This is a genomic window from Embleya sp. NPDC127516, from assembly GCF_044765325.1.
GTDB lineage: Bacteria > Actinomycetota > Actinomycetes > Streptomycetales > Streptomycetaceae > Embleya.
On record NZ_JBIWJT010000039.1, the window covers coordinates 16,882 to 29,187 of the forward strand.

The 12,306-nt window shown below is 70.7% G+C and carries 11 protein-coding genes; 4 read left to right on the forward strand and 7 right to left on the reverse strand.

Annotated elements, in window-relative coordinates:
• Positions 1–40: 40 nt before the first annotated feature.
• Together ACIRL2_RS44210 and ACIRL2_RS44215 are read right to left on the reverse strand one after the other, a co-directional pair.
• Positions 41–937, reverse strand: coding sequence for an amidohydrolase family protein (locus ACIRL2_RS44210; protein WP_395873200.1), 897 nt, complete (start codon positions 935–937; stop codon positions 41–43).
• Positions 934–1,869 (reverse strand): SDR family NAD(P)-dependent oxidoreductase, encoded by a 936-nt coding sequence (locus ACIRL2_RS44215; RefSeq protein ID WP_395873199.1) that lies wholly within the window; start codon positions 1,867–1,869, stop codon positions 934–936. The genes ACIRL2_RS44210 and ACIRL2_RS44215 overlap by 4 nt, the downstream gene beginning before the upstream one ends.
• A gap of 284 nt (positions 1,870–2,153) precedes the next feature.
• On the opposite strand from ACIRL2_RS44215, the gene ACIRL2_RS44220 reads away from it, so the two are divergent.
• Complete coding sequence (locus ACIRL2_RS44220) at positions 2,154–3,032, forward strand: PaaX family transcriptional regulator C-terminal domain-containing protein (protein WP_402240319.1); 879 nt, start codon at positions 2,154–2,156, stop codon at positions 3,030–3,032.
• Between the two features lie 67 nt (positions 3,033–3,099).
• Here ACIRL2_RS44220 and ACIRL2_RS44225 read toward each other — a convergent pair whose 3' ends face one another.
• Positions 3,100–3,918, reverse strand: a complete 819-nt coding sequence (locus tag ACIRL2_RS44225) for an SAM-dependent methyltransferase (protein WP_395873197.1) — start codon at positions 3,916–3,918, stop codon at positions 3,100–3,102.
• A 79-nt stretch (positions 3,919–3,997) separates the two neighbouring features.
• Complete coding sequence (locus tag ACIRL2_RS44230; RefSeq protein WP_402240322.1) at positions 3,998–4,432, reverse strand: RidA family protein; 435 nt, start codon at positions 4,430–4,432, stop codon at positions 3,998–4,000.
• 772 nt (positions 4,433–5,204) lie between these two features.
• Between ACIRL2_RS44230 and ACIRL2_RS44235 the strand changes: the two genes are divergently transcribed.
• Complete coding sequence (locus tag ACIRL2_RS44235) at positions 5,205–5,882, forward strand: transglycosylase family protein (RefSeq protein WP_402240323.1); 678 nt, start codon at positions 5,205–5,207, stop codon at positions 5,880–5,882.
• Between the two features lie 144 nt (positions 5,883–6,026).
• On the opposite strand, the gene ACIRL2_RS44240 is transcribed toward ACIRL2_RS44235, so the two are convergent.
• The 3 genes from ACIRL2_RS44240 to ACIRL2_RS44250 all read right to left on the reverse strand — a co-directional run bounded on the left by ACIRL2_RS44240 (position 6,027) and on the right by ACIRL2_RS44250 (position 9,832).
• Complete coding sequence (locus ACIRL2_RS44240; protein WP_395873194.1) at positions 6,027–6,812, reverse strand: 3-oxoacyl-ACP reductase; 786 nt, start codon at positions 6,810–6,812, stop codon at positions 6,027–6,029.
• A 234-nt stretch (positions 6,813–7,046) separates the two neighbouring features.
• On the reverse strand, positions 7,047–8,453 hold the full coding sequence (locus ACIRL2_RS44245) for an aldehyde dehydrogenase family protein (protein WP_395873193.1): 1,407 nt from the start codon (positions 8,451–8,453) through the stop codon (positions 7,047–7,049).
• A gap of 11 nt (positions 8,454–8,464) precedes the next feature.
• Complete coding sequence (locus ACIRL2_RS44250) at positions 8,465–9,832, reverse strand: glutamine synthetase family protein (protein ID WP_402240326.1); 1,368 nt, start codon at positions 9,830–9,832, stop codon at positions 8,465–8,467.
• Positions 9,833–9,915: 83 nt separating this feature from the next.
• Between ACIRL2_RS44250 and ACIRL2_RS44255 the strand changes: the two genes are divergently transcribed.
• Positions 9,916–10,659, forward strand: a complete 744-nt coding sequence (locus ACIRL2_RS44255; RefSeq protein ID WP_395873191.1) for a FadR/GntR family transcriptional regulator — start codon at positions 9,916–9,918, stop codon at positions 10,657–10,659.
• A 177-nt stretch (positions 10,660–10,836) separates the two neighbouring features.
• Entirely contained in the window at positions 10,837–12,288 is a 1,452-nt protein-coding gene (gene eat, locus ACIRL2_RS44260; RefSeq protein ID WP_395873246.1) for an ethanolamine permease, read from the forward strand.
• The last annotated feature ends 18 nt before the right edge of the window (positions 12,289–12,306 follow it).

The following is a 12,306-nucleotide window of genomic DNA, read 5'->3' on the forward strand; positions in this document are numbered from 1 at the left end:
CCGGTCGGGCGGAGCGGGGCGGTGCCCGACCGGCGATGGGTCAGCCGGACAGACCGAGCAGGCGGGCGGCGTTGTCCTTGAGGATCTTCGGACGGACGTGGTCCTTGATCGGCAGCCGCGCGAAGTCGGCCAGCCAGCGTTCCGGGCTGATCACCGGGTAGTCGGAGCCGAACAGCACCTTGTCCTGGAGCAAGGTGTTGGCGTACTGGACCAGTTGCGCCGGGAAGTACTTCGGCGACCAGCCGGACAGGTCGATGTAGACCCCCGGCTTGTGGGTGGCGACCGACAGTGCCTCGTCCTGCCAGGGGAACGAGGGGTGCGCCAGGATGATCTTCAGGTGCGGGAAGTCGACGGCCACGTCGTCGACATGCATCGGGTTGGAGTACTTGAGCCGGATCCCACCGCCCCCGGGCAGGCCGGCGCCGATGCCGGTCTGGCCGGTGTGGAACAGCGCGATCGCGCCGAGTTCCTCGATCACCTCGTACAGGCCGTACACCATACGGTCGTTGGGGTGGAAGCCCTGGATCGAGGGGTGGAACTTGAAGCCGCGCACGCCGTATTCGGTGATCAGCCGTCGGGCCTCGCGCACCCCGGCGCGGCCGCGGAAGGGGTCGATGGACGCGAACGGGATGAGCACGTCGGCATTGGCGGCCGCGGCTTCCGCGACCTCGTCGTTGGGCACCGGCGCGGTGCCGGTGGCGTGCTCCGCGTCGACGGTGAACACCACCGCCGCCATGCGGCGTTCGCGGTAGTAGGCGGCCATCTCCGGCAGGGTGGGTTTGCGCTTCCCGGCCACCTTGAAGTACGCGGACGAGGCGTCGTGCAGGTCCTCCGCCAGGGACGCGGCACCCCGGGTGGAGACCTCGGCGTGGGTGTGCACGTCGATCGCGGTCAGCGCGTCGAGGTCGAACGTGGGGCGGTAGGGCGTGGTGCTCATCGGGTCGCCCCGTCCGGGACGCGCGGGGCGGGGACCCCGACGGTCTGCGGCTCGCGGCCGGGGCCGGTCGCCCACACGTCGGCGATGCCGTGCGGGCTCCACCCGCCGTCCGCGTAGGCGACGGCGACCTCCTGGGGGTGCGACCACAGGGCCAGCTTGTCGCCGCCGATGCCGATGCACTGGCCGGTGACGGTGCGCGCCGCGTCCGAGACCAGGAACGGCACCAGCACGGCGCAGTCCTCGACGGTGCCGAACCCCTCGCCCTTGCGCAGGAAGTCCGGCAAGGGCACGCCCTCGCGCAGTCCCGCCACGTACGGCGCGAAGGCGGGGATCGACTCGGTCATGGCGGTGGCGGCGATCGGGACGACGGCGTTGACCGTGATCGCGGACCGGGCCAGTTCCATCGACCAGGTGCGCACCATCGCGGCGATGCCGGCCTTGGCGGCGGCGTAGTTGGTCTGGCCGAAGTTGCCGCGCTGGCCCGCCGGGGAACCGACCATCACCAGCGAGCCGCCCTCGCCCTGTTCGCGCAGTTGCCGGGCGGCGGCCCGGGCGCAGGTGAAGGTGCCGCGCAGGTGGACGGCGACGACGTCGTCGAAGTCCTCGTCGCTCATCTTCCAAAGCACCTTGTCGCGCAGGATGCCCGCGTTGGTGACCATCGCGTCCAGGCGCCCGAAGTCGCGCACCGCACGGGCCACCAGTTCGTCGGCGACCTCGGTGGAGTCGACCGGGCCCGGGGCGGCGACGGCGCGGTGGCCGGCGGACACGATCCGCGCCGCGGCGGCCTCGGCGACGGCCGGGTCCAGGTCGTTGACCACGATCGCCGCACCGGCCTCGGCCAGCGCGGACGCGTAGGCCAGGCCCAGACCACGGCCCGCGCCGGTGACGACGGCGACCTTGCCGTGCAGGTCCAGCGGGTTCGATGCGTCCATGCGCACGTCCTTCGGAAATTGCCCGCCCGCCGGTGCCGTCGGGCACCGGGCGTGGGCTCGGGAATGGCGAACGGGAACGGCGGGAGCCTGCCTCGGCGCTCCGCCACATCCCTGAAGTTAGGCACGATTCTCACGCCCGTCAAGATTTTGTTTCACGTTCTGGTGTGGGTCTTGGTACGGTCGACCCGGGCGGGCCGGTCCGCCCGGCCACTCGCGCCGTACGATGCGGCCGCCTCGAACACCGTGCCGCGAAGGCCCCGAGAGTCAGGGAAACCCACACCGCGATGTCGAGCACCACCCCGCCGTCGACCCCGGCGCCCCTCTCCGCCGCGAACGTGCTTCCGGTCGTGTCGCGCCCGCAGGAACTGCTGCTCGCCCTGTTGGCCGGCGTGGTCCTGGACCGGCACACCGAGCCGTTGCCCTCGCGCGTGTTCCTCGACGCGCTGGACCGCCTGGACGTCGCCGCCCCCGCCGCGCGCGCGACCTTGAACCGCATGGTGCACCGCGACCTGCTGCACCGCGGTCGCGACGGCCGCGAAGCCGTCTACACGATCAGTGCGGCCTGCCGGAACGTGCTGCTCCAGGGCAAGGGTCGGGTGTTGTCCCGCACCCCGTTCGAACACCGCGACGATCGGTGGACCCTGCTGTCCTTCTCGCTCCCCGAACCTCACCGGGACCTGCGCCACCAGTTGCGGTCCCGGCTGCAATGGGCGGGATTCGGCTGCGCCCGGGACGGATTGTGGATCGCGCCCGGCACCGTCGACATCACCGAGGCCCTGGACGGCCTGGACCTGCCCGACGCGGAGGACTCCTTCCTCGACGCGTTCGCCGCCCAACCGCTGCCGCCCACACGGATGCACCGCCTGGTCCGCCGCGCCTGGGACTTGGACGCGCTACGCGCCGCCCACGAGGCATTCCTCGCGCGTTGGGAACGACACGATCCAAACACCGGCGACCCGCTGCCGCTGCTGGCCTCGGTGCTGGCCGACTGGATCCACCTGCTGCGCACCGACCCGGGCCTGCCGGCCACGCACCTGGGGCCCGACTGGCCCGCCGCCCGCTCGGCCGCCGCCTTCCACGCACTGCACGACCGCTGCGAACAACCCGCCCGCGACGCCTTCGACGCGTCCCTGCGCCCACCACGCACCACCGCGACGAACTGAGCCGGACCGCCGCCCGGGCCGCCGAGCGGGGAAGGCCACCGGGGGGGGCGACCGAGGAGGCGACCGGCTACGGCTTGCGGGCGATCCCGCCCAGCAACAGCGTGCCGGACACCGGCAGCGGGTCGGGAACCTTCTCCTCCGGACGCCACAACGGGAGGTTGACCAGGCCGGGTTCGACCAGGTCCAAGCCGTCGAAGAAGCCGGCGATCTCCTCCCGGGACCGGAACCGCCCGGTGTTGTGCGCGCCGTGCAGCACCTCCTCGATCACCGCGGCCTCCGGCGTGCCGTTGGCCCAGAAGTGGGTCAGGAACAGGTAGCTGCCGGACGGGAGTTGGTCCAGATACGCGCGGACGATGCCGGCCGGGTCCTCGTCGTCCTCCAGGTGATGCACGATGGCGACCATCAACAGGCCCACCGGGCGGTCGAGGTCGATGAGTTCGCGGACGGCCGGAAGCGCGAGCACCGCCTTGGGGTCACGCGCGTCGGCCGTGACCACGCGGGTGCGCGAGTTCTCCGCGAGCAGAGCCCGTCCGTGCGCGAGCACGATCGGGTCGATGTCGACGTAGACGACCGACGAGAGCGGTTGGTGGCGCTGCGCGATCTGGTGCGTGTTCTCCGCCGACGGCAGGCCCGAACCCAGGTCGAGGAACTGGTCGATGCCCTGTTCGACCAGGAAACGCACGCCGCGCGCGAGGATCGCCCGGTTCGACAACGCGCACTCGCGGGCTCCGGGCACCGCGCTCAGCAAACGGTCGGCCACGGCCCGGTCCGCGGCGAAGTTGTCCTTGCCGCCGAGCGCCGCGTCGTACACCCGCGCAATGCTGGGCACGCTCACGTCGACTCCGCGCGCGCCCCACTCCCGCCGACTTTCGCCCTGCTCACGCACAGATCCCCCAGGTCGCCGAGCGGCGTCGAAATGTCGCGCCGATCCTAGCCGCCGGGACGCGCGGAGATAGCGAACTCCGTTATGCGGAAGGGAAGTCGCCGCTACGGGGTGGGCGCACCAAGGCGAGCGCCTCGACCTCCAGGAGCAGTTCGGGCCGGGACAACGCGACCACCCGGACCGTCGAACCGGCCGGTTCGTGCTCGGGATCGACGAACTCGTCCCAGGCCGCGCCGATGCTCGTCAAATACGCGATATCGGTGGTGAAATGGGTGAGTTTGACGACATCGTCGAAGGTCGCGCCCACCGCCGCGAGACACCGCCGCAGGTTCGTGAACACCTGCCGCGCCTGGGCGTCCGGATCCCCCACGCCGACCGTTTCGCCGCGTTCATCGGTCGCCACCTGCCCGGAGATCACGACCAGCCGACCGGAACCGGTCACCACCTGGCTGTAGCCCTGCGCGGGCGATACGCCCACGGGCGAGGAAATTCGCGTGAGCCGCCGGTTCTTCGTCATGGCGACATCCTCATCCGCCCGAACCCCATGGCACCAACGCATGTTGTGCAGGTCACCCATGCTCGACTCGCATGCCTGGACATTCGCGACCGAACACCATCCGCCCACCATTCTCCAGGCAAGGCGTGGGAATCCCGATATGCGGCACACCATCAATTACTATTATGCGATCCGCCTTGGTGATTCCTCCTCTCGGCAATGCCGCACGAAACGCCGATCGCGCGCGAAGGGTACCGGGCGCGGGGAACATCACCCGGAAACCTCCGGGCTCCCGCGCCGGGAAATCTTTGCGGAACCGGTCGAGGTTTATGACGTCTTCCGCATTGCTCGACCCACTGCAAGTCCTTTCTCGACGAAATCGCTGCTCGGGCCCGATCGGTGGCCGCGAATGCGAGCCGGTCGACCCGACGAAGCATCCGCATCACGCTCGAAATCCACCCGTATGGTCGCCCTCCGAATGGTGCGGATGCGGCGAATTCAGTGATCCGTGACGTGTTCGCGACACGCCCCGCCGTAAGGCAGGAAATGCCGACGTGGCCTGCGAAAACGTCATCGGTCGTTGATATCGGAGACGCGACTTGTCTAGCGTCTGCGCCAAGTGCAGACCGCACCCCCGTTTTCGCCGTGCAGTCACGGCCGAACTCGCGACCTGGTCGCGAGGTGGAGGCACCGAAACGCTCATCACCAGCGATCGGGCGTTTCGGATGATCGGGACGGATTCCTCGTGGATCGCCGCCGGTCGAGCCCCGCAGGGGAATTCCGAAGGGAATCCATGCTTTCTCACAGCACTTCGCACCGGGACGAATCGCTTCGAGCCTGCGGCCGACGTCGCCTGCGAGACTCGGCCGTCGTCGGTGTCGTCGCGACCTCCCTCCTGGGCTTCGCGACGGTGACCCAGGCCCGAGCCGCGGACGACGCCACCTGGGACCGGGTCGCGCAATGCGAGAGCGGCGGCAACTGGTCCACCGACACCGGTAACGGGTACCACGGTGGGCTGCAGTTCAAGGAGAGCACATGGAAAGCCAACGGCGGCAAGGGCAGGGCGCAGGACGCGCCCAAGGCCGAGCAGATCCGCGTCGCCGAGAACGTCCTGCGGTCACAGGGAGCGGGCGCCTGGCCCGTGTGCTCCCGAAAAGCCGGCTTGACCGGGGCCGAGGCGCCTCGACGCGCCGAACGCTCCACGGCCGATCGCCGCCGGCGCGCCGCCAAGGCCACGGCGCCGGCCGGGTCGACCACCGATCGCGGAAGCGAACTCGCCACCTCCCCCGCGCCGTTCCCGGCGTCCGGGGATAGCGGGGAGATTCTCGTCCGGCCCGGCGACACGCTCAGCGGCATCGCCGCGGCGCACAACCTGCCGGGCGGTTGGCCGGCCCTGTACGGCAAGAACCGCGCGACCGTGGGCCCGGACCCGGACCTGATCCGCCCCGGGCAACGCCTGTCGCTCGGCTGAACCCGCCACACCGCCGCACCGCCGACCCGTCGCGCAGGGGTTGCGCGACGGATCGGCGGCGGTGGGACCCACGATCACGGCGGCGTGTACCGAACCGCGGGCGTTCGGGCGTGATCCAGACGGCGTCGCCGACCCCGACGACCCCTACATCGGGGTGACGTACGCCCCGGCGATGCCACCGTCCACCAGGAACTCGGCGGCGTTGACGAACGACGAGTCGTCGCTGGCCAGGAACGCGACCGCGGCGGCGAGTTCCTCGGGTTCGGCGAAGCGGCCGACCGGAATGTGCACGAGTCGACGGGCCGCGCGCTCGGGGTCCTTGGCGAACAGCTCCTTCAGCAGCGGGGTGTTCACCGGGCCCGGGCACAGCGCGTTGACCCTGATGCCCTCGCGGGCGAACTGCACGCCCAACTCCCGCGACATCGCGAGCACGCCGCCCTTGGACGCGGTGTAGGAGATCTGCGAGGTGGCCGCGCCCATCCGGGCCACGAACGACGCGGTGTTGATGATCGAGCCCTTGCCCTGGCGCTGCATGTACGGCAACGCGGCCTTGCAGCACAGGAACACCGACGTGAGGTTGACCTCCTGGACCCGACGCCACGCGTCCAGGCCGGTGGTCAGGATCGAATCGTCGTCGGGCGGCGAGATGCCCGCGTTGTTGAACGCGACGTCGACCGAGCCGTAGGTGTCGAACGCGGTCTTGAACAGGGCCTCGACCTGCTCGGCGTCGGTGACGTCGACGCGCACGAAGAGTCCGCCCACCTCGGCGGCGGCGGCCTTGCCGGAGGCCTCGTCGATGTCGGCGCACACCACGTTCGCGCCTTCGGAGGCCAGCCGCCGGGCCGAGGCCAGGCCGATACCGCTGCCGGCACCCGTGACGACGGCGGTACGGCCGACCAGGCGGCGGCACACGGGGGTCTGCTCGGTCACTTGACGCTCCTCGATGCTGATGGAGTCGATACCGAAGGGCTCGGTGTCGACGAAATCGGTGTCTGTGAATCGGTGTCGGTGAAGTCGGCGTCCGGAAATCGATGTGCTACGACATCGATACCCCCGATGACCCCGGAGCCGACGGACCGCTCGGTCGAACCGCTCGATGCCGACGGGCACGTACGACTCGGTGCCGAACGGCACCGACTACTGTTGGGTGCCCAACGGCACTTGCTACTCGGTGCTGATGAACACGTTCTTGACCTCGGTGAAGGCCGCCAACGCGTCCGGCCCCAACTCCCGGCCCAGCCCGGACTGTCCGAACCCGCCGAACGGCGTCGAATAGCGCACACTGCTGTGCGAGTTGACGGACAGGTTCCCGGCCCGCACACCCCGCGAGACACGCAGCGCGCGGCCCACGTCCCGGGTCCACAACGAGCCGGACAGGCCGTACGCGGTGGCGTTGGCCAAGCGGATCGCGTCCGCCTCGTCGTCGAACGGCAGGACCACCGCAACCGGGCCGAAGATCTCCTCGACCGCCGCGCGGTCGTCGGCGGACTCGGGAGTGAGCACCGTCGCCGGGTACCAGAAGCCCTTGCCCTCGGGAACCTCGCCGCGGATCGCGGCGGGCGCGTCCTGCGGTACGTACGAGCGCACCCGCTCGCGATGCGCGGCGGAGATGAGCGGACCCATCTGCGTCTCGGGGTCGCCCGGGTCGCCGACCCTGAAGGCCCGGACCGCCGGTTCGAGCAGGTCCATGAACCGGTGGTAGATCTCGCGCTGCACCAGAATGCGGGTGCGGGCGCAGCAGTCCTGCCCGGTGTTGTCCAGGAACCCGCCCGGGGCGGCGGCCGCGGCGGCCTCGATGTCGGCGTCGGCGAAGACGATGTTCGGGCTCTTGCCACCGAGTTCGAGAGTCACCCGCTTCACACCGGCCGCGCACCTGGCCATGATGTCCTTGCCGACCGCGGTGGAGCCGGTGAAGACCACCTTGGCCACGCCCGGATGCTCCACCAGGGCCCGGCCGGCCACCGGCCCGGCGCCCGGCAACACCTGGAACAGGCCCTCGGGCAACCCCGCGACCAGGGCCAGTTCGGCCAGCCGCAGAGCGGTCAGCGGCGTGGTCTCGGCCGGCTTGAGCAACACCGCGTTGCCGGCCGCGAGCGCGGGCGCCAGGCCCCAGGCGGCGATCGGCATCGGGAAGTTCCAGGGAGCGATCACCGCGACCACGCCGAGCGGTTCGTGGAAGGTCACGTCCAGGCCGCCGGCCACCGGGATCTGTCGGCCGTTCAGCCGTTCCGCGCCGCCCGCGGCGTAGTCGAGCAGGTCGCGGACGTTGCCCGCCTCCCAGCGGGCATTGCCGATCGGGTGGCCGGCCTCGCGGACCTCGAGCCGGGCGAGTTCCTCGAGGTGCTCGTCCACCACGACGGCGAATCGGCGCAGCAGCCGGGCCCGGTCGCCGGGAGCCTGGGCCGCCCAGTGCGCGGCGGCCCGGGTGGCCCGGAGCACCGCCACGTCGACGTCGGCCGCCGAACTCGCCCGGATGGTCGCGATGATCTCCTCGGTGGCGGGGTCGAGGATGGCGTGCTCGTGCGGACCGTCCGACTCGGGTCGGTGCGGCTGTTCGTGGTGCTGGGACAACGCTCTGATCCTCACATGCGCTCGAAGGAGCGGAACCGCTCCCAGTCGGTGACTGCCGTGTCGTACGCGTCCTGCTCGACCTGCGCCATGTGCAGGTAGTGGGCCACCACGTCCGCGCCGAAGGCGTCCTGGGCGATCTTCGAACCGGCCCACAGCTCGGCGGCCTCGCGCAGCGTGCCGGGCACGTGCGGCGCGTCGCCGGCGTACGCGTTGCCCGTGCACGCCTCGCCCGGTTCGAGCTCGTGCTCGATCCCGTACAGACCGGCCGCGATCATGCCGGCGACCGCGAGGTAGGGGTTCACGTCGCCGCCGGGAAGGCGGTTCTCGAAGCGGTGCGAGTGCCCGTGGCCGACCACCCGCAACGCACAGGTGCGGTTGTCCGGGCCCCACGCGACCGCGGTGGGCGCGAACGAGCCGGGCCGAAAACGTTTGTACGAGTTGATGTTGGGCGCGTACAGCAGGGTGAACTCGCGCATCGCGGCCAGTTGTCCGGCCAGGAAGTGCCGCATCGTCTTCGACATCCCGTACGCGCCGCCGTCGTCGGCCAGCACCGGCCGGCCGTCGCTGTCGCGCAGGGACAGGTGGATGTGGCACGAGTTGCCCTCGCGCTCGTCGTACTTGGCCATGAAGGTGAGCGACATGCCCTCCTGCGCGGCGATCTCCTTGGCCCCGGTCTTGTAGACGCTGTGCTGGTCGCACGTGGTCAGCGCGTGGTCGAAGCGGAAGGCGATCTCGTGCTGACCGAAGTTGCACTCGCCCTTGGCGGACTCCACCGTCATCCCGGCCGCGCCCATCTCGTTGCGGATGCGGCGCAGCAGCGGTTCGACCCGGCCGGTGCCCAGGATCGAGTAGTCGACGTTGTACTGGTTGGCCGGTGTCATGCCGCGGTACGCGCGGTCCCAACCGGCCTCGTAGGTGTCCTTGAAGACGATGAACTCGAGTTCGGTGCCCGCGTGCGCGGTCCAGCCGTGCTCGGCGAGTCGGTCGAGTTGGCGGCGCAGGATCTGTCGCGGCGACGCCACGACCGGGGAGCCGTCGTGCCACAGCAGGTCCGCGTTGACGTGTGCGGTGCCCGGGTGCCACGGCGTGCGACGCAGGGTGGCCAGGTCGGGACGCATCACGAAGTCACCGTAGCCGCGTTCCCAGGACGACATCGCGTACCCGGCCACGGTGTTCATGTCCGTGTCCACCGCGAGCAGGTAGTTGCAGCCCTCGGTGCCGTGGGCGAGCGTGTCGTCGAGGAAGAAACGGGCGGCGAATCGCTTGCCCTGAAGCCTGCCCTGCATGTCGGTGAAGGCCAGGACTACCGTGTCGATCTCCCCGGCGTCGACGAGTGCTCGCAGCTCGTCGACGGACAGCGGGGGCGTTCGGTCTGCCAAGGGAATGCCTCCTGTCGGTCCAACCGGAAGCCATAAGGTATGGCGGAGAACCATTGATTGGGAAGAGCCGGAGGGGAGGGATCGTGAACGAGCGATCCGCAGCGGAGCCCAAGGACGGGCTGTCGCCGCTGCTGCGGCCGGTGCGCGCGGGCAACGGTTTCGAGGAGGCGTTGGAGCAGATCCTCCAGGTGATCCGGCTGGGACTGGTCTCCGACGGCGGCCGGCTGCCCGCCGAACGCGACCTCGCCGACCGGCTCGGGGTCAGCCGGGTCACCTTGCGCGAAGTGCTCAAGGTGCTGGCCGACCAGGGCATCGTGGAGAGCCGCCGGGGCCGCTACGGCGGCACCTTCGTACGCGAGCGCCCGAACCCGGTCGGCGACGGTTCGGCCGCCGAGCTGCGGCGCCGGATCGCGAAGGTGGACGTGGAGGACACCTTGCGCTTTCGCGAGGTGCTGGAGGTGGGCGCGGCCGGGCTGTGCGCGGCGCAGGGCCTGGATCAGGCGCAGGCCGCGCGGTTGCGGGCGGCGCTGGCCCACACCCGGGACGCGCCGCTGGCGGAGTACCGGCGGCGGGACACGCTGCTGCATCTGACGCTGGCCCAGTTGTGCGGCTCGCCGACCCTGGCCGGCCAGTACGCGGCGGTCCGGGCCACGGTGAACGACCTGCTGGACTGCATCCCGCTGCTGGTGCGCAACCTGGAGCACTCGCAGCACCAGCACACCGCGCTGGTCGAGGCGATCCTGGACGGCGACCCGGACGCGGCGGCCGAGGTGATGCGCGAACACTGCGCGGGAACCGCCGCGCTGCTGCGCGGATTTCTGGCCTGAGCCGTCCGCGCCGGCGACCCTCGACGGGCCCTCGGCGGGCCCGAGCGCGAACACGGGCCCGAAAAGACATCCGCCCGGAAACCTTGCGCCGTGTCGACCCGAGGAGCAAAGGTATGCGCTCGAACCAATAATTCTCCCTCCCCTCCCTCCCGTCAGGAGTGGCTCGTGGTCGACGACATCCAAGCGCGCACGAAGCAGGGCAGCGGCGGCGCGTCCGCCGAGGCGGAGAACTACCTGGAGAAGCGGGCGCTGCGCCGCGGCAGCGCGGGCTGGCTCCTGCTCACCGGTCTGGGTGTGGCGTACGTCGTCTCCGGCGACTTCTCCGGCTGGAACTTCGGCCTGGCCGAGGCCGGCTTCGGCGGCCTGGCGATCGCCGCCGCCCTGATGGGCCTGATGTACACGTGCATGGTGTTCTCGCTGGCCGAACTGTCCTCGATCCTGCCCGCCGCCGGCGGCGGCTACGGTTTCGCCCGCCGCGCGCTCGGCACCTGGGGCGGCTTCCTGACCGGCACCGCGATCCTGATCGAGTACGTGCTTGCGCCCGCCGCGATCGTCATCTTCATCGGCGACTACGTCGAGTCCCTGAACCTGTTCGGCCTGACCTCGTCCTGGCCGGTCTACCTCGCCTGTTTCGTCGTCTTCATCGGCATCCACCTGTGGGGCGTCGGCGAGGCGCTGCGGTTCAGCTTCGTGGTCACCGGAATAGCGGTGGCCGCGCTGCTCATCTTCGCGGTCGGCGCCTTCACCGAATTCGACGCCGGCGGGCTCAACGACATCCCGGTCGACCACGACGCGCTCGGCGCCAATTCCTGGCTTCCGTTCGGCCTGCTCGGCATCTGGTCCGCGTTCCCGTTCGGGATGTGGTTCTTCCTGGGTGTGGAGGGTGTGCCGCTGGCCGCCGAGGAGACCAAGGACCCGGCCCGCACGCTGCCCAGGGCGATGAGCCTGTCGATCGGCGTGCTGCTGCTCCTGGCCGTGCTCACCTTCCTGGCCGCGACCGGCGCGCACGGCTCCAGTGCGGTCCAGGAGGCGGGCAACCCGCTGGTCACCGCGCTCCAGGGCGACGGCGACCCGACCCCGCTGAGCCGCTTCGTGAACTACGCGGGCCTGGCCGGACTGGTCGCCTCGTTCTTCTCGCTGATCTACGCCGGGTCCCGGCAGTTGTTCGCACTGTCCCGGGCCGGCTACCTGCCCCGCTTCCTGTCCCTGACCAGCCGACGCAAGGCCCCCTACCTCGGCCTGCTGGTGCCCGGCGCGCTGGGCTTCGCACTGGCCGCGTGGAGCGGGGACGGTGCCCGGATGCTGAACATCGCGGTGTTCGGCGCGACCATCTCCTACGCGCTGATGTCGCTGTCGCACATCGTGCTGCGCCGCCGCGAGCCCGACCTGCCCCGGCCGTACCGCACCCCCGGTGGTGTCGCCACCTCCTCGGTGGCGTTCGTGCTGGCCTGCTCGGCGCTGGCGGCGACGTTCCTGGTGGACAAGCGGGCGGCGTTCATCGCGCTGGGCGTCTACGCCGTCGCACTCGCCTACTTCGCCTTCTACAGCCGGCATCATCTGGTGGCGAACGCCCCCGAGGAAGAGTTCGCCGCACTGGCCGCGGCCGAGGCCGAACTCGGCCGGGACTGACCCCGCCACCCTCCACCC

What these genes read in the sequence shown, in the direction of transcription:
- ACIRL2_RS44235 (WP_402240323.1), top strand. Translation starts at nt 5,205, where the DNA reads ATGCTTTCTCACAGCACTTCGCACCGGGACGAATCGCTTCGAGCCTGC.
- ACIRL2_RS44210 (WP_395873200.1), bottom strand. Translation starts at nt 937, where the DNA reads ATGAGCACCACGCCCTACCGCCCCACGTTCGACCTCGACGCGCTGACC.
- ACIRL2_RS44230 (WP_402240322.1), bottom strand. Translation starts at nt 4,432, where the DNA reads ATGACGAAGAACCGGCGGCTCACGCGAATTTCCTCGCCCGTGGGCGTA.
- ACIRL2_RS44215 (WP_395873199.1), bottom strand. Translation starts at nt 1,869, where the DNA reads ATGGACGCATCGAACCCGCTGGACCTGCACGGCAAGGTCGCCGTCGTC.
- ACIRL2_RS44220 (WP_402240319.1), top strand. Translation starts at nt 2,154, where the DNA reads ATGTCGAGCACCACCCCGCCGTCGACCCCGGCGCCCCTCTCCGCCGCG.